Origin of the sequence: Pectobacterium aroidearum, from assembly GCF_041228105.1 — a bacterium.
Classification (GTDB): Bacteria; Pseudomonadota; Gammaproteobacteria; order Enterobacterales; family Enterobacteriaceae; genus Pectobacterium; species Pectobacterium aroidearum.
On record NZ_CP166097.1, the window covers coordinates 1 to 16,660 of the forward strand.

At 53.0% G+C, this 16,660-nt stretch carries 13 protein-coding genes; 10 read left to right on the forward strand and 3 right to left on the reverse strand.

The window, feature by feature from the left end; genetic code table 11:
* Genes dnaA through gyrB form a run of 4 tightly spaced genes read left to right on the forward strand, consistent with a single transcriptional unit; the run spans window position 1 to window position 6,074 of the window.
* Window positions 1-1,398: a chromosomal replication initiator protein DnaA gene (gene dnaA / locus AB8809_RS00005; protein WP_180779437.1), complete on the forward strand. Its 1,398-nt coding sequence runs from the start codon at window positions 1-3 to the stop codon at window positions 1,396-1,398.
* 4 nt (window positions 1,399-1,402) lie between these two features.
* Window positions 1,403-2,503 carry a DNA polymerase III subunit beta gene (gene dnaN / locus AB8809_RS00010; RefSeq protein WP_012772749.1) on the forward strand — a complete coding sequence of 367 codons (1,101 nt, stop codon included), beginning with the start codon at window positions 1,403-1,405 and terminating at the stop codon, window positions 2,501-2,503.
* Window positions 2,504-2,552: 49 nt separating this feature from the next.
* Window positions 2,553-3,638, forward strand: coding sequence for a DNA replication/repair protein RecF (gene recF, locus AB8809_RS00015; protein ID WP_010281217.1), 1,086 nt, complete (start codon window positions 2,553-2,555; stop codon window positions 3,636-3,638).
* An 18-nt stretch (window positions 3,639-3,656) separates the two neighbouring features.
* Window positions 3,657-6,074 carry a DNA topoisomerase (ATP-hydrolyzing) subunit B gene (gene gyrB, locus AB8809_RS00020; protein WP_349855528.1) on the forward strand — a complete coding sequence of 806 codons (2,418 nt, stop codon included), beginning with the start codon at window positions 3,657-3,659 and terminating at the stop codon, window positions 6,072-6,074.
* A 395-nt stretch (window positions 6,075-6,469) separates the two neighbouring features.
* Here the strand turns inward: gyrB and AB8809_RS00025 are convergent, their stop codons facing one another.
* Window positions 6,470-7,660: an MFS transporter gene (locus AB8809_RS00025; protein WP_225181729.1), complete on the reverse strand. Its 1,191-nt coding sequence runs from the start codon at window positions 7,658-7,660 to the stop codon at window positions 6,470-6,472.
* Between the two features lie 164 nt (window positions 7,661-7,824).
* On the opposite strand from AB8809_RS00025, the gene AB8809_RS00030 reads away from it, so the two are divergent.
* A complete protein-coding gene (locus AB8809_RS00030) occupies window positions 7,825-8,193 on the forward strand; it encodes a GFA family protein (RefSeq protein ID WP_012772752.1) in 369 nt (122 codons plus the stop codon).
* A gap of 49 nt (window positions 8,194-8,242) precedes the next feature.
* Here AB8809_RS00030 and AB8809_RS00035 read toward each other — a convergent pair whose 3' ends face one another.
* Both AB8809_RS00035 and AB8809_RS00040 read right to left on the reverse strand, forming a co-directional pair.
* Window positions 8,243-10,246, reverse strand: coding sequence for a methyl-accepting chemotaxis protein (locus AB8809_RS00035; RefSeq protein ID WP_369986884.1), 2,004 nt, complete (start codon window positions 10,244-10,246; stop codon window positions 8,243-8,245).
* A 284-nt stretch (window positions 10,247-10,530) separates the two neighbouring features.
* Complete coding sequence (locus AB8809_RS00040; RefSeq protein WP_349855529.1) at window positions 10,531-11,544, reverse strand: LacI family DNA-binding transcriptional regulator; 1,014 nt, start codon at window positions 11,542-11,544, stop codon at window positions 10,531-10,533.
* Between the two features lie 214 nt (window positions 11,545-11,758).
* Between AB8809_RS00040 and AB8809_RS00045 the strand changes: the two genes are divergently transcribed.
* The 5 genes from AB8809_RS00045 to yidA all read left to right on the forward strand — a co-directional run bounded on the left by AB8809_RS00045 (window position 11,759) and on the right by yidA (window position 16,520).
* Window positions 11,759-12,064 carry a PTS sugar transporter subunit IIB gene (locus AB8809_RS00045; protein ID WP_349855530.1) on the forward strand — a complete coding sequence of 102 codons (306 nt, stop codon included), beginning with the start codon at window positions 11,759-11,761 and terminating at the stop codon, window positions 12,062-12,064.
* 16 nt (window positions 12,065-12,080) lie between these two features.
* Window positions 12,081-13,394 carry a PTS sugar transporter subunit IIC gene (locus tag AB8809_RS00050; RefSeq protein WP_180779433.1) on the forward strand — a complete coding sequence of 438 codons (1,314 nt, stop codon included), beginning with the start codon at window positions 12,081-12,083 and terminating at the stop codon, window positions 13,392-13,394.
* Window positions 13,384-13,710: a PTS lactose/cellobiose transporter subunit IIA gene (locus tag AB8809_RS00055; protein WP_012772757.1), complete on the forward strand. Its 327-nt coding sequence runs from the start codon at window positions 13,384-13,386 to the stop codon at window positions 13,708-13,710. Before AB8809_RS00050 ends, AB8809_RS00055 begins: the two co-directional genes overlap by 11 nt.
* A gap of 32 nt (window positions 13,711-13,742) precedes the next feature.
* On the forward strand, window positions 13,743-15,185 hold the full coding sequence (locus tag AB8809_RS00060; RefSeq protein WP_012772758.1) for a 6-phospho-beta-glucosidase: 1,443 nt from the start codon (window positions 13,743-13,745) through the stop codon (window positions 15,183-15,185).
* Between the two features lie 519 nt (window positions 15,186-15,704).
* Window positions 15,705-16,520: a sugar-phosphatase gene (gene yidA / locus AB8809_RS00065; protein WP_012772759.1), complete on the forward strand. Its 816-nt coding sequence runs from the start codon at window positions 15,705-15,707 to the stop codon at window positions 16,518-16,520.
* The last annotated feature ends 140 nt before the right edge of the window (window positions 16,521-16,660 follow it).

Sequence of the window (16,660 nt, forward strand, 5' to 3'; positions counted from 1 at the left end):
GTGTCACTTTCGCTTTGGCAGCAGTGTCTTGCCCGTTTGCAGGATGAGTTACCTGCCACAGAATTCAGTATGTGGATACGCCCGTTGCAGGCGGAGCTGAGTGATAACACTCTGGCGCTCTACGCCCCCAATCGTTTTGTGCTGGATTGGGTTCGTGATAAATACTTAAATAATATCAATGTCCTGCTGAATGATTTTTGCGGGATGGATGCCCCTTTACTGCGTTTTGAGGTGGGCAGTAAACCGCTGGTTCAGGCCATCAGCCAGCCCGCGCAACCGCATCATAAGCAGGTCAGTGCTGCGCCTCAGCAGCAGGTACGCTCAGCGCCAGTACGTCCAAGCTGGGATAACTCACCCGCGCAGGCGGAGCATACCTACCGTTCCAATGTGAACCCCAAACATACGTTTGATAACTTCGTTGAGGGTAAATCGAACCAGTTAGCACGTGCGGCGGCGCGTCAGGTGGCTGATAATCCAGGTGGTGCTTATAACCCGCTGTTTCTTTATGGTGGTACTGGCCTGGGTAAAACGCACCTGTTGCACGCAGTGGGGAATGGCATCATCGCCCGTAAACCCAACGCGAAGGTGGTCTATATGCACTCCGAGCGTTTCGTGCAGGATATGGTGAAAGCGTTGCAGAACAATGCGATTGAAGAATTCAAACGCTACTACCGTTCCGTTGATGCGCTGCTGATCGATGATATTCAATTCTTTGCTAATAAAGAGCGTTCTCAGGAAGAGTTCTTCCATACCTTCAACGCGCTGCTGGAAGGCAACCAGCAAATCATTCTGACGTCTGACCGCTACCCGAAAGAGATTAACGGCGTGGAAGATCGCCTGAAATCCCGCTTCGGCTGGGGGTTAACGGTCGCAATTGAACCGCCAGAGCTGGAAACCCGCGTGGCGATTCTGATGAAAAAGGCAGATGAAAATGACATTCGCCTGCCTGGTGAAGTTGCGTTCTTTATTGCCAAGCGCTTGCGTTCTAACGTACGTGAGCTGGAAGGCGCACTGAACCGCGTCATCGCGAACGCCAATTTTACCGGCCGCTCCATCACCATCGATTTTGTGCGCGAGGCGCTGCGCGATTTGCTGGCGTTGCAGGAAAAACTGGTTACTATCGACAATATTCAAAAGACCGTGGCGGAATACTATAAAATCAAGGTAGCCGACCTGCTGTCTAAACGTCGTTCCCGCTCGGTGGCGCGTCCGCGCCAGATGGCGATGGCGTTGGCGAAAGAACTGACGAATCACAGCCTGCCGGAAATCGGCGATGCCTTTGGCGGGCGTGACCATACGACGGTGTTGCATGCCTGCCGCAAGATTGAGCAGTTGCGTGAAGAAAGCCACGACATCAAAGAAGATTTTTCCAATTTAATCAGAACTCTATCGTCATAACACTATGAAATTTATTGTTGAACGCGAACGTCTGTTAAAGCCATTACAACAGGTCAGCAGTCCGCTGGGCGGCCGACCGACTTTACCGATTCTGGGCAACCTGCTGATTCAGGTGACGGAAGATGCACTGTCGCTGACCGGTACCGATCTGGAAATGGAGATGGTGGCGAAAGTGGCGCTGACGCAGCCGCATGAGCCGGGTGCCACGACCGTCCCAGCCCGCAAGCTGTTTGATATTTGCCGGGGGCTGCCGGAAGGCGCGGAAATCACCATTATGCTGGATGGCGATCGCATGCTGGTGCGCTCTGGCCGCAGCCGTTTCTCGCTGTCTACGCTACCTGCGGCGGATTTCCCTAATCTGGACGACTGGCAGAGCGACGTTGAATTCTCGTTGCCGCAGGCGACGATGAAGCGTTTGATCGAAGCGACGCAATTTTCGATGGCGCATCAGGACGTTCGCTACTACCTCAACGGTATGCTGTTTGAAACCGAAGGCGAAGAGCTACGTACGGTCGCGACTGATGGTCACCGTCTGGCGGTCTGTTCCATGCCGGTTGGTCAATCTTTGCCATCACATTCGGTGATCGTACCGCGTAAAGGCGTGATGGAACTGGTGCGTCTGCTGGATGGCGGTGATACACCGTTGCAGTTGCAGATCGGCAGCAACAATATTCGCGCGCATGTCGGCGATTTTATCTTCACGTCGAAGCTGGTCGATGGGCGTTTCCCTGATTATCGCCGCGTATTGCCGAAAAACCCGGATAAAACGCTGGAAGCCAGCTGCGATCTGCTCAAGCAGGCCTTCTCCCGTGCGGCGATTTTATCGAATGAAAAATTCCGCGGTGTACGTCTGCACCTGATTCAGAATCAGCTCAAAATTACTGCCAATAACCCGGAGCAGGAAGAAGCGGAAGAGATTCTGGATGTGCAGTACGACGGCACCGAGATGGAAATCGGCTTTAACGTCAGTTACGTACTGGATGTGCTGAACGCGCTGAAGTGCGAAGGTGTACGTTTGTTGCTGACCGATTCCGTTTCCAGCGTGCAGATCGAAGATAGCGCCAGCCGGGCGGCGGCCTATGTCGTTATGCCAATGCGGTTGTAGAATTATCGGGCAAGTTTACTTGCCCTTTCATTATTAAGATAACTGCAACATGGCTCTCACTCGTCTTCTCATCAAAGATTTCCGCAATATCGAGGCGGCCGATCTGGCGCTGGTTCCCGGCTTTAATTTTTTAGTGGGTGCCAACGGCAGCGGTAAAACCAGCGTGCTGGAAGCGATTTATACGCTAGGACACGGGCGGGCGTTTCGTAGCATTCAGGCGGGGCGCGTCATTCGGCACGATCAGCCGGAATTTGTGCTTCACGGTCGTATTGACGGCACGGAAACAGAGCGTTCCGTTGGGCTAAGTAAAAACCGTCAGGGCGATAGCAAGGTGCGGATCGACGGCAGCGACGGGCACAAAGTCGCTGAACTGGCGCAACTGCTGCCGATACAGTTGATCACCCCGGAAGGGTTTACCCTGCTCAACGGCGGTCCGAAATTTCGTCGCGCCTTTCTCGACTGGGGGTGTTTCCATAATGAACCTGGCTTTTTTGCAGCCTGGAGCAATATGAAACGCCTGCTGCGCCAGCGTAATGCTGCGCTGCGCCAAGTGAGTCACTATGGGCAACTGAGAGCCTGGGATCAGGAACTGGTGCCGCTGGCGGAACGTATCAGCGAATGGCGTGCGCAATACAGTGCGGCGATTGCCAATGATATCGCCACGACCTGTACGCAATTTCTGCCTGAATTTTCTCTCAGTTTCTCTTTCCAGCGCGGCTGGGATAAAGAAAGTGAGTATGCCGAACTGCTGGAACGGCAGTTCGAACGCGACCGTATGTTAGGTTATACGGCGCTGGGGCCGCATAAAGCCGACTTCCGCATCCGCGCCAGCGGCGTGGCAGTCGAGGATATGCTGTCCCGTGGCCAGCTCAAGCTGCTGATGTGCGCGCTGAGGCTGGCTCAGGGTGAATTTCTCACCCGTCAGAACGGACTGCGCTGTCTGTATCTGATCGATGATTTTGCTTCCGAACTGGATAGTACCCGCCGCCGTTTGTTAGCCGAACGGTTGAAAGCCACCCATGCACAGGTTTTTGTCAGCGCGGTCAGCGCCGAACAGATAGAGGACATGGTTGGTGAAAAGGGCAAGATGTTCCGCGTAGAACAGGGTAAAATAACGGTTCAATCACAGGACTAAAATGAGCGAGAAACGTTGATGTCGAATTCTTATGACTCCTCAAGTATCAAGGTATTGAAAGGGCTGGATGCGGTACGTAAACGCCCAGGTATGTATATCGGCGATACGGATGACGGTACCGGCCTGCATCACATGGTATTCGAGGTTGTGGACAACGCTATCGACGAAGCGCTCGCTGGCTATTGTAAAGACATTATCATCACCATACATGCCGATAACTCGGTGTCGGTGCAGGATGATGGCCGTGGTATTCCGACGGGGATTCACCCGGAAGAGGGCGTGTCTGCGGCTGAAGTGATCATGACCGTTCTGCACGCTGGCGGTAAGTTCGATGATAACTCGTATAAAGTCTCCGGCGGCCTGCACGGCGTAGGGGTTTCCGTGGTTAACGCCCTGTCGGAAAAACTGAAATTGGTTATCCACCGCGATGGGAAACTGCACGAGCAGACTTACAAACACGGCGTGCCGCAGGCACCGCTGGCGGTGACGGGTGAAACCAATAGAACCGGTACAACGGTGCGCTTCTGGCCGAGCCATGAAACGTTCACCAATGTGGTGGAATTCGAATATGAAATTCTGGCCAAGCGCCTGCGTGAGCTGTCGTTCCTGAACTCCGGCGTTTCTATTCGCCTGATCGACGAGCGCGAGAAAGATAAAGCCGATCATTACCATTATGACGGTGGTATCAAGGCATTCGTTGATTACCTGAACCGTAACAAGACCCCGATTCACCCGAACGTGTTCTATTTCTCGACGGTGAAAGATGACATCGGCGTGGAAGTGGCGTTGCAGTGGAACGATGGTTTCCAGGAAAACATTTACTGCTTCACCAACAACATTCCACAGCGTGACGGTGGTACGCACCTGGCCGGTTTCCGTGCCGCGATGACCCGTACGTTGAATACCTACATGGATAAAGAAGGCTACAGCAAGAAAGCCAAAGTCAGCGCCACCGGTGACGATGCGCGTGAAGGGTTGATTGCCGTAGTTTCCGTGAAAGTGCCGGATCCGAAATTCTCCTCGCAGACCAAAGACAAGCTGGTTTCTTCCGAAGTGAAAACCGCCGTCGAATCGCTGATGAACGAGAAGCTGGTGGATTACCTGATGGAAAACCCGTCAGACGCCAAAATCGTGGTCGGTAAAATTATTGATGCCGCACGTGCCCGTGAAGCGGCGCGTAAAGCGCGTGATATGACACGCCGTAAAGGCGCGCTCGATCTGGCTGGTCTGCCGGGCAAACTGGCAGACTGTCAGGAACGCGATCCGGCGCTGTCTGAACTGTACCTGGTGGAAGGGGACTCAGCGGGCGGCTCTGCCAAGCAGGGACGTAACCGTAAGAACCAGGCGATTCTGCCGCTGAAGGGTAAAATCCTGAACGTTGAGAAAGCCCGTTTTGACAAGATGCTTTCCTCGCAGGAAGTCGCGACGCTGATCACCGCGCTGGGCTGCGGCATTGGCCGCGATGAATATAACCCGGACAAACTGCGCTACCACAACATCATCATCATGACCGATGCTGACGTCGATGGTTCGCACATCCGTACCCTGCTGTTGACCTTCTTCTATCGCCAACTGCCTGAAATTGTTGAGCGTGGGCACGTTTATATTGCGCAGCCGCCACTGTACAAGGTGAAAAAGGGTAAGCAGGAACAGTACATCAAAGATGATGAAGCGATGGATCAGTACCAGATCATGCTGGCACTGGACGGCGCGACGCTGCACACCAATGCACAGGCTCCAGCGCTGGCGGGTGAACCGCTGGAGAAGCTGGTTTCTGAACACTATGCCGTACAGAAGCTGATTGGCCGTATGGAACGTCGTTTCCCGCGCGCATTGTTGAACCGTCTGATCTATCAACCGACGCTGTCCGAAGCCGATTTGAGCGAACGTGAAAACGTGCAGGCGTGGGCGGAGTCACTGGTTAACAGCCTGAACGAAAGCGAATTGCACGGCAGCACATACAGCTTTGTCATTCATCATGATGAAGAACGTGGCGTATTTGAACCGGCGCTGCGCGTGCGTACGCACGGTGTGGATACCGATTACCCGCTGGGTGCAGGCTTCGTAGCGGGTAGCGAATATCGCAAATTGAATCAGCTGGGCGAAAAACTGCGTGGCCTGATTGAAGAAGATGCATACATCGAACGTGGCGAGCGTCGTCAACCGGTTGCCAGCTTTGAGCAGGCGCTGGAGTGGCTGGTGAAAGAATCCCGCCGTGGTCTGACCGTACAGCGTTATAAAGGTCTGGGTGAAATGAACCCGGATCAGCTGTGGGAAACCACGATGGATCCAAACAGCCGCCGCATGCTGCGCGTGACGGTGAAGGACGCCATTGCTGCCGATGAGTTGTTCACAACGCTGATGGGTGATGCCGTTGAACCGCGCCGTGCGTTTATCGAAGAAAACGCCCTGAAGGCGATGAATATCGATATTTGATTTAGATAGATTCTGACCGTTGATAAGTCTTTCTGAGGAGTGAAAACGGTGATAATGGAATAGAAGAGTAAAGCGTTTGCGCCATGGACAAAAGCGTCAGGAGCGCTTTTGAACGTCGTTTGCGACGGCCCTGAAAGGGTGAATCTCAGGGATGAGATTCATATCTGCGCAATCCGAGCGCACAGGGATGTGTTTACAGCGTCTTTACGATCTATCCATTATCACCGCCCGATCGGTTTATCAGCAACCTGAGCCAGCTCCCTGCGGAGCTGGCTTTTTTTATGGCGAGCTTCCTGCCCGCCACCCTTTGGGCCGTCGTGAGCGACGTTGAAAAACGTTCCCTACGTTTTTTTATGATGAATGTCCTGCTCGCCGTGACGTTGAAAAACGTTTTATCAGGCTAATGCACGGCGTTTGGCGCTGCGCATTTCCTGTAGCAGCGTGATGAAAGCGGTAATCAGCATAAAGATGACGGCAGACCAGAAAATAGCGTGAGGGTGGCCGTGATCCAGCAGCCAGCCGAACAGCACGGGTCCTGCAGCACCGCCGATGTTGAAGCCAGTAGAAACAATCCCAAAGACCCGTCCTTCCGCTCCCGGCGGTGAGGCAGCGCGTACCAGCATATCCCGGGAAGGGGCGATCATACCGGAGAGGAAACCTGCAGCAGCCAGCAACGGCACCAGGACGATAGTCGGTAAGGAATACATGGCAACAATACTGACGAGCACGGCAGTCACGGCCAGCGCTGCTGTCGCTACCAGCCCGTGGCGTTTGGTTTTATCCGCCAGTGAACCGCCAGCCAGTACGCCAAAGGCACTGGCGAACAAGAACGCGGTAAGCGCCACGTTAGCCTGCGACAGCGACAAATCGTAGCCCGTGACTAACGCCGTCACGGAGAAATTCTGGATTGAACCCGTACTTAAATTCAGCAGCAGGAACAGAATCAGCAGCGCCAGAATCGGCAGCGTGAACACGGGCGCGCGCGATTTGCCCGGCTGGGTGCCTGTTGCCGCTGCAGGTTTCACTCGGCTAGGTTCATCGCGATCCGTCAGAAGCAGCGGTATCGTCAGTAAGCCGATGATGCCGGAAACGATGAAGGCGCTATTGATGCCGGAAAAGGCGGCGATGGACAGCAAAATGCCGGGCGCAATGGCCGTGCCCAGAAAGCCGGAGAAGGTATGCACTGAGAACGCGCGGCCCATGCGTTTTTCATCAATCCCGCGCGACAATAAGGCGTAATCCGCCGGGTGATAAACTGCGTTTGCCACGCCAGCCAGCCCCATCGCGGCAACCAACCAAACATAGCTGTCTGAGAAACCGAGCGAGAGAAAACAGAGGCTTCCGAGTGCTAAACCTGCGGTTAACGTACGGCGCGCGCCGATGCGATCCACCATAAAACCAATTGGCGTCTGCACACAGGCGGAGACAATGTTGAATACGCTGAGTGCAAACCCGAGCTCGACAAAACTGATATCGCGCTGAGCTGACAGCAGTGGAATCAGTGCAGGCAGCACCATCATATGGAAGTGACTCACCAAATGCGCTGATGAGATTTGCGCCAGTAGCGGTAATTTTATGAATTTCATATTATCTTTGCAGCTTACGGGTCTGTAGATTTTATTATCGTGAGAGCTGGCGCAAGAACAGGGCGTCACTCCCTGGTAAATGGATCATAAGGTTAGCATATTACTTATATCATCGATGGCGAATATTGATACCCGCCTTGTCGGCAGATTAGGGAGAGAACGGCGTGACGATAAAATCATATTTGGGCGGATGTTTATGTGGTCAGATTCGGTTCAGGGCCTCGGGTGAACCGGGCAATCCACATGCCTGTTCCTGTACTTTTTGCCAGCAGCATTCCGGTGCGCCAACGCTGTTGTGGGTTGAGTTTCCCCGGTCGGCAGTTGAATGGATTGGTGAAGGCGGAGAACCCGCGCGCTATCGGTCGTCTGATTACTCCAGCCGGGCTTTTTGCCCGCACTGCGGCAGCACGCTGGGAGCGATTGATGATGAGCCAACCATTGCGCTGACGATTGGAAATTTTGATGAGAAAAACAGCCCGGAGCTGAAGCCAACGTCACATTCGTTCGAGGACTGCTGCCCGCGCTGGGAATAATGCACAGGCCGTTGCCGGCCCGTGCAGGGGAGTTGGTGAAGAAGGGTAATTACGAGAGCTTGAATACCAGCACCGTTTGCGCGAGCTGTCTGGCCTGTTCTTCCAGTGAAGCGGCAGCCGCTGTGGCTTCCTGCACCAGTGCGGCGTTCTGCTGGGTAACGCCGTCCATCTCGTGAACGGCCTGCGTCACCTGACTGATCCCGCGCGATTGTTCATCCGATGCTGAGACGATCTCATCCATGATGTCTTTAACCGACGTGACAGCACGCAGCATGTCCTGCATGGTCTCGCCAGCGCTCTGAACCAGCGTGACGCCGCTGTCGACGCGGCTAGCGGATTCCGTTATCAAAGCGGTGATATCTTTTACGGCACTGGCGCTACGCTGCGCGAGGTTGCGCACCTCGTTGGCGACCACTGCAAAACCGCGCCCTTGTTCGCCCGCTCTGGCGGCTTCTACCGCCGCGTTGAGTGCCAGAATATTGGTCTGGAACGCGATGCCGTTAATGATGCTGGTAATATCGGCAATTTTCTTCGAACTGTCGTCGATCTCACTCATAATGTGAACAACCTGACCGACTATCTTGTCACCTTTCTGAGCGATGTGGGCCGCGTTCTGCGCCAGCGTTGTGGCGTTATGGGCGTTATCCGCATTTTGTTTCACCGTCGCCGTAATCTGTTCCATGCTGGCGGCGGTTTCTTCCAGCGCCGCCGCTTGTTGCTCGGTACGGGAGGCCAGATCGGTGTTGCCTGCCGCAATTTCTGTTGCGCCGTGGCTGACGGATTCGCTGGTGCTAATCAACTGTTCGGCGATGTCTCGCAGCTGTGACTGCATAGCGTTCATAGCGTAAAAAATACTGCTATCGTCTTTTGGCTGCACAGGAATGGTCTGCGTTAAATCCCCCTGCGCGACGGACAGCGCGATCTGTGCAGCCTGAGCCGGTTCCCCACCGATAGGCCGAGCGACTTTGCGGTTAAAGATGATGCCTAGTACGCCAGAAACCACCACGATACTCAGTACCATAAGCAGTAGCCCTATGTTGCGCTGCCGCACCGTTTCCGCCATCACCACATTAACGGGGGCGGACAGGCCGAGCATCCAGGGCGTACCGGTATTGCCGATGGTGACTGGCACATACACGTTAAACGCTGGCGTGTTCAGCACGGCATTATCACGTTCAATCTGATAAGGCTGCCCTGTGGTGACATGCTCAAGCAGCGTCGGGTCGTTTTCAATTTTTTTGGTCACCCGGGCTTTTTCGGGGTGAGAGATGTAGGCACCGGAGTGCGACAGCAGCTGGGCGTAGCCCGTACCCTCATAGGGTTTGATGTTATTGGTGAGCTGTTGCAGCGTATCCAGCGAAAAATCCGCGGTGACGGAGCCGTAAAACTTATTGTTGATAATGATAGGCACGGCAATGGAGGTCAGCAGGACATCGACACCGTTGTAAGGGTAGCTATACGGTTCCAGAATCACTTCTTTCTGGAGTTTCTTCGGCAGCAGGTAGTAATCGCCGCTGCCGGGCGTTTCATAATCCACCAGATTATGCAGAGCAACGTTGCCTGCGGTATCTCGGTCGACATAACGGACGAAGCGACCTTGCGGGTCCTGATCGGGCTGACCAGCGTACTCCCGATCTTTGCCGTCGAACGCATCAGGTTCCCATGCCAGCGACATCGAAAGGAAATCGGGGTGGCTCTTCAGCGCATTCTTCAGCAGCGTTTCTGCGGTTTTCCGATCGGCATTGCCTGCTTCTTGCAGACTGACAACGCTCTGCACCAGATTGCGCGCCGCATGTAGCGCGACATCCAGCTTTTGCTGAATAAGGTAGCTGTTGGTATACGCTGTTTGCTCAAGATAATGCTGTGCGATGGTCTTTTGTTGCTGGCCGGATTGCCAGATCAACAGGCCGATAGTGAGAATAAAACCGAGTGCGATAGTGCTAACGCCCGCCAGGAGCATCAGCATCCGTGTGCTGAGTTTTCTTTTTGACGCGGTTGGTGAGGAGTGAATGGATGGATTGCTGTGGTTAACCGGTAACAGTGTTGTAGACATATGCGTAATATCCCCTGGGATATAAGCGCCAATACCCGTCGATTTAGGGTATGTAGGTGCTTTTTTCATAAAAGAATCAATTGATTGTCTTCCTTTCTGTTTTATGGGCATTCCCTTCCGCGACTCACCCTTATTTGTGATGTAAGTCACAAATAAATTATCGGCGGGAAACACTACCTCTTTAGGCTATTCACGAAAATGTCACAAATCGGCGCGGTCATAAACCGCATCAGTGTGATAGCGGATGAGATGTGAGGCATGACGCCTCATCGTGTGAACGAGGGTTAAGCGGCAGGGCCTCTGCTGACTGAATCTCGGATAATCAATTCGCCCTTGAAGTCAGGCGCAGGCTCGACGGTTTCACCCTCCAGCCGGCACAGCAGTTTCTCAAGGGTATAGTTGATCATTTCGGCGACGGGTACGTGCACGGTAGTGAGCGGGGGATAGAACCATGAAGCCATCGGTAAATCGTCGAACCCCAGCAGCGAGACATCCTGCGGAATCGCAAGGCCGTGTTCGCGCAGCGCTTTTGCCGCGCCAATCGCCATGTCGTCATTGCTGGCGACCAGTGCACTGAAAGTGGTCGACCGCTGAAGCAGGGTTTTTGCTGCCGAATAACCGCTGTCATGTGTCCAATCGCCAGGCGCAACCAGACTGTCACTATAGGGAATCCCGTTTTCCTCCAGCGCCTGGCGGTAGCCCGCTAGTCGGCTCGTACCGGTGGGTGAATTCGGCGATCCGCAGATAAACGCGATATCGCGATGATCCTGCGTAATCAGGTAATTGACGGCATCATGGCAGTGTTGCTGGTGGTCAGCACAGATACCGTTGTCACCGTGCCGATGCAGTGTGCGGTTGACGACCATAATCGGCTGTTCATGCTGTTCGATAATGCTTTCCAGCGCATCGATAGAAAGAAAGCGTGGATAGATAATGACGGCATCGCAGCGTAAATCGAGCAGGAACTGGATCGCTTCCCGTTCTTCTTCCGCACTGTGTTTGCCATCCGCCATGATGAGCTGCCGCCCGTATTTTTCCGTCATCGTCGCCGTTTGGAACAGCAATTCGCTGAAATAGGGGCCGCTGTATAGCGTGTTGGTCACGACCAAGCCAATGATTTGCGATTTGCTTGTGGCGAGCTGGCGCGCCAGCAGGTTGGGCCGGTAGCCAATCTCTTCAATCGCCCGGAATACCCGATCCCGCGTGGTTTTACTGACGTAGTTATTCCCTGTCAGCACGCGTGATACGGTGGCTTTGGAGACACCGGCTTTTTTCGCTACATCAAGCATGGTTACCATCGTACTTTCCCGTTCTCCTTTTGCGCCGCTTTATGCCGTCATTATAGGGAAAAATCCTCCTTTTTTATCACCAATAACGCGTGTAGGGATAAAAATATTCCCCGATTGCGCTATTTATGATCGCCTTCAAAAAACAGTAAAAACAATATGAAACCGGTTGCATATTATTTTTCGTCTTGCTTGAATAATAAAAAAACAGACGGTGAGGTGCAGTATGAATAAGATTTTACTCTGTTGCGCAGCAGGAATGTCTACCAGCATGCTGGTACAGCGGATGGAAAAGGTCGCCGAGCAAAAGGCGATCGCTGTTGAGATAAAAGCCGTAGGTTTTGAAGAGTTTAGTGAACTGATTGATGAATATGACTGTTGCCTTTTGGGGCCGCAGATTAAGTATAAACTGTCTGAATTCAAAGTGATAGCTGACGAGAAAGAGAAGCCGATTGCGGTTATTAATATGGTTGATTACGGCATGATGAATGGGGAAAAAGTCCTTAACGATGCCCTGGCGATGATCGCGTAATATAACGGGAGGAATAATGAGTAAATTAACTGAGTCATTATTCAGCGTTATCGAAAACCGTATTAGCCCAATCGCGGCGAAACTTTCCAGCCAGCGTCATGTTGTTGCCATTAAAGATGGGTTCATTGCGTCAATGCCCTTTTTAATTGTCGGCTCTTTTATGATGTTATTCGCTCATCCGCCTTTTAGCCCGAATAGTGAATGGGCTTTTGCGCAGTGGTGGCTGGGGATGGTGGAACGCCACGGCGAACAAATCATGATGCCCTACAATATGACGATGGGCATTATGGCGGTGTATATCACCAGCGCTATCGCCTATAACCTGGCACAGAGCTATAAAATGAACGGTTTTATGGCCGCCAGCCTGGCGCTGATGTCGTTTATGGTCGTTGCAGCGCCGCAAATCGATAAAAGTCTGCCAGTTGGGTCGCTGGGTGGCGAGGGGATTTTTACCGCGATTATCGTGGCGATCTATTCGACGGAGCTGATGCATTTTTTGCAGAAGCACAATATTGGCATTCGCCTGCCAGAACAGGTACCGCCGAAAATCCGCCAGTCTTTCGATCTGCTCATCCCGATTCTTGCCATTTTCCTGACGCTGTTCCCGCTTAGCCTGTTCATGCAGAGCCAGTTCGGCATGCTGTTGCCGCAGGCGATCATGGCCGTCTTCGCGCCGATTATCTCGGCATCCGATTCGCTCCCTGCCATCTTGATCGCGGTGCTGCTCTGCCACCTGCTGTGGTTTGCCGGGATTCACGGTGCCGTTATCGTCGGCGGCATTTTGCAGGCGTTCTGGCTGACCAACTTAGGAATCAATCAGGAAGCGTTTAACGCGGGCGCACCGATCACCAAAATTTTCATTGAGCCCTTCTGGCAGTTCTTCATTACGGTGGGGGGATCGGGGGCGACCATGGGGCTGGTCTTTCTCTATCTGCGCAGCCGTTCTGCTCACCTGCGCTCCATCGGCAAGCTGGCCGTGGTGCCGAGCATGTTCAACATCAACGAACCGGTGATTTTTGGTTCACCCGTCGTGATGAACCCGCTGCTGTTCATCCCATTTATTACCGCGCCGCTGGTGAACGCCACCCTTGCCTATATCGCGTTAAAAACCGATTTGGTGCATCGCGTCATTTCGCTTGCGCCCTGGACAACGCCGGGCCCGATTGGCGCAGCCTGGTCTACGGGGTGGGACTGGCGTGCGGTGGTGCTGGTGGGGGTATTGATTGTCGTCTCATCCTTAATCTATTACCCCTTCTTCAAAATGTATGAACGTCAGTTGATCGAACAAGAAGTGGGCACAGCAGAGGAGGCAGTCAGTGATGCTCGATGAAACCACGATAATGGAATTGATTATCTATGCGGGAGAGGCGCGCTCCAGCTCAATGGAGGCGCTGAGCGCCGCCAGAAAATATGACTGGGACAAGGCTGAAGAACTGCTGAACGCGGCTTCTGTGGCGGCGCGCAAAGCCCATCAAATCCAGACGGCTTTGATTGGTGCCGATGAGGGCAGCGGAAAAATCCCGGTCAATCTGATTCTGGTTCACGCGCAAGATCACCTGATGAACGCGATGCTATGCCGTGAACTGGTGGAGGAGCTGATTCAACTGCATCGGGAAATCTCCTCCCTGAAACAGCTTATAAATTAATAATATGCAAACCTGAATAAGAAGGAAACAAGATGTCTGTTCAACAATTACCGAAAGACTTTCTGTGGGGCGGCGCGGTAGCGGCGCATCAAGTTGAAGGTGGTTGGGATCAAGGCGGCAAAGGCGTCAGCATCTGCGATGTCCTGTCCGGCGGCGCCCACGGCGTTGATCGTGTGATTACCGATGGCGTACAGCCTGGTGTCAGTTATCCGAATCATCAGGCGGTGGAGTTCTATTCCCACTATAAGCAGGACGTCGCCCTGTTCGCCGAAATGGGCTTTAAATGCTTCCGTACCTCGATTGCCTGGACGCGTATTTTCCCCAATGGCGATGAGCTGGAGCCGAATGAGGCAGGCCTGCAATTCTATGATGACCTGTTCGATGAGCTGCTGAAATACAACATCGAGCCAGTGATTACGCTGTCTCACTTCGAGATGCCGCATCATTTGGTTAAGCAGTACGGTGGCTGGCTGAACCGTAAAGTGGTGGATTTCTTTGTTCGCTACAGCGAAGTGGTCATGAAACGTTACCAGTCCAAAGTGAAATACTGGATGACTTTCAATGAGATCAACAACCAGCGTAACTGGCAGTATCCGCTTTTTGGCTATTGCTGTTCCGGCGTGATTTTTACCGATCACGACAAGCCAGAGCAGGCGATGTACCAAACGCTGCACCACCAGTTTGTCGCCAGTGCGAAAGTGGTGAAACTGGGTCATGAGATTAACCCGAACTTCAAAATTGGCTGCATGCTGGCGCTGGTACCGATCTACCCGTGGTCATGCCACCCGGATGACGTGATGTTTGCACAGGAAGCGATGCGTGAACGTCACCTGTTCGGCGACGTGCAGTTGCGCGGTTACTATCCGTCTTACATCCTGAAAGAGTGGGCGCGAAAAGGCTATCAGATTGATATGCAGCCGGAAGACGAACAGACGCTGCGCGATGGTTGCACGGACTATCTGGGCTTCAGCTACTACATGAGCAGCGCGGTGCAGCTGGCGGCGAAAGGCCAGAAAAAAGAAGATTCAATTACGGGCTTTGACGGCGGCGTGAAAAACCCGCATGTGAAGGCATCGGAATGGGGCTGGCAGATCGACCCGGTTGGTCTGCGCTATACGCTGAACAGCTTCTACGAGCGTTATCAGAAACCAATGTTCATCGTCGAAAACGGTTTTGGCGCGGTAGACAAGGTGGAAGCCGACGGCAGCATTAATGATGATTACCGCATCGAGTACCTCAAAGCGCATATCGATCAGATGAAGAAAGCCGTCGTGGAAGATGGCGTGGAGCTGATGGGCTATACCCCGTGGGGCTGCATCGACTGTGTGTCGTTCACCACCGGGCAGTACAGCAAACGCTACGGTTTCATTTACGTGGATAAACACGACGATGGCACCGGCACCTTCAAGCGCTCGAAGAAAAAGAGCTTTGACTGGTACAAGAAGGTGATTTCCAGCAACGGTGCCGAGCTATAACGGCGATTGCAGAAAACGTTAGCCACAAAGCCGTGCTTAACCGCACGGCTTTTTCTTGTCGGTGTTAATCTCTTCCCCAAGATGAGCTCTTATACACAAAGAATGTAGTGTGTAAGCGGGGTTGCCGTTATCCCCAGCGTAAGAAATTATGCTGAGGAGGTAGCAGGCTTAGGATGAGCCGCATGGACGCGGCTCAAGCTTGCGCCACGTCAGGAGCGTGTCGCAAGCGTTCCGTTAAGCCTGATGCCGACGAAGGTATCGCGTAGCGACATAATTTAGCGGGCAGCCGGGTTCATAGGGGGCTGGCGCTTGAGCCCCCTATGTCGGGCGCGTGCTATAAAGTAGCATGAGAAGGATGGCATTGTGGCGCACGAAATGACTCCGCGTTTGCAGAGGTAGCCTTCAGAAAGATGGTTCGTTTTGTACTGTAATACGCCTGTCACCCTGCCGTATTTCACTAACGACTTCATCGCTGAATCGCGTTAGCATGAAAACAGATAACTTGATGCTGGAAAAACTATGTCTGTAAAACTGATCGCTATTGATATGGACGGGACGTTGCTGACGCCCCAAAATCAAATTTCACCTGCGGTAAAAGCCGCGATTGCCGCCGCCAGAGAGAAAGGCGTGCAGGTCGTGCTGGCTACCGGTCGTCCTTACATCGGCGTTGAACGCTATTTGATGGAGCTGGATTTGCAGCAGGAAGGCTGTTACTGCATCACCAACAACGGTGCGCTGGTTCAGCGTACGGTCAACGGTGACTGTGTGGCGCAAACGGCGCTGAGCTTCGACGATTATCTCTATTTTGAAGCGCTGGCCTGCAAATTGGGCGTTCATTTCCACGCGTTGGACTTCAATTTCGTCTATACCGCCAATAAAGATATCAGCCCTTACACCATTCACGAATCCCACCTGACCGGAATGCCGTTGAAGTATCGCGCGGTTGAGGAAATGGATCGCAGCCTGACGTTCCCGAAAGTGATGATGATTGATGAGCCAGAGATCTTGGATCGCGCCATCAGCCAGATTCCACCGGAAGCCTTTGAACGCTATACCATCATGAAGAGTGCCGAATACTATCTGGAAATTCTGGATAAGCGCGTCAACAAAGGTGAAGGCGTGAAGATGCTGGCAGAGCACCTCGGTATTCCACGCGAAAGCGTCATGACGCTAGGTGATCAGCAGAACGATCTGGCAATGATTCGCTATGCGGGTATCGGCGTCGCGATGGGTAATGCCATCGACGAAGTGAAAGAAGCCAGCCAGTTTGTCACCAAAAGCAACACGGAAGACGGCGTCGCCTACGCGATCGAGAAATTTGTGCTGAATGCCTGATTATTTACAGATAAAGCCGAATAGCCATCAATGATGGCTATTTTTATATAAGATAATAATCGTGATATTTATTTTATATAAATCTATTCCCTGATATTCATTATTCAATAAATACATTAATAAAAATAACGACTTTGACT

Coding starts and splice junctions, on each gene's coding strand:
- AB8809_RS00025 (WP_225181729.1), bottom strand. CDS start 7,660: ATGAAATTCATAAAATTACCGCTACTGGCGCAAATCTCATCAGCGCAT.
- AB8809_RS00050 (WP_180779433.1), top strand. CDS start 12,081: ATGAGTAAATTAACTGAGTCATTATTCAGCGTTATCGAAAACCGTATT.
- AB8809_RS00060 (WP_012772758.1), top strand. CDS start 13,743: ATGTCTGTTCAACAATTACCGAAAGACTTTCTGTGGGGCGGCGCGGTA.
- dnaN (WP_012772749.1), top strand. CDS start 1,403: ATGAAATTTATTGTTGAACGCGAACGTCTGTTAAAGCCATTACAACAG.
- recF (WP_010281217.1), top strand. CDS start 2,553: ATGGCTCTCACTCGTCTTCTCATCAAAGATTTCCGCAATATCGAGGCG.
- AB8809_RS00045 (WP_349855530.1), top strand. CDS start 11,759: ATGAATAAGATTTTACTCTGTTGCGCAGCAGGAATGTCTACCAGCATG.
- AB8809_RS00055 (WP_012772757.1), top strand. CDS start 13,384: ATGCTCGATGAAACCACGATAATGGAATTGATTATCTATGCGGGAGAG.
- AB8809_RS00040 (WP_349855529.1), bottom strand. CDS start 11,544: ATGGTAACCATGCTTGATGTAGCGAAAAAAGCCGGTGTCTCCAAAGCC.
- AB8809_RS00035 (WP_369986884.1), bottom strand. CDS start 10,246: ATGTCTACAACACTGTTACCGGTTAACCACAGCAATCCATCCATTCAC.
- yidA (WP_012772759.1), top strand. CDS start 15,705: ATGTCTGTAAAACTGATCGCTATTGATATGGACGGGACGTTGCTGACG.
- gyrB (WP_349855528.1), top strand. CDS start 3,657: ATGTCGAATTCTTATGACTCCTCAAGTATCAAGGTATTGAAAGGGCTG.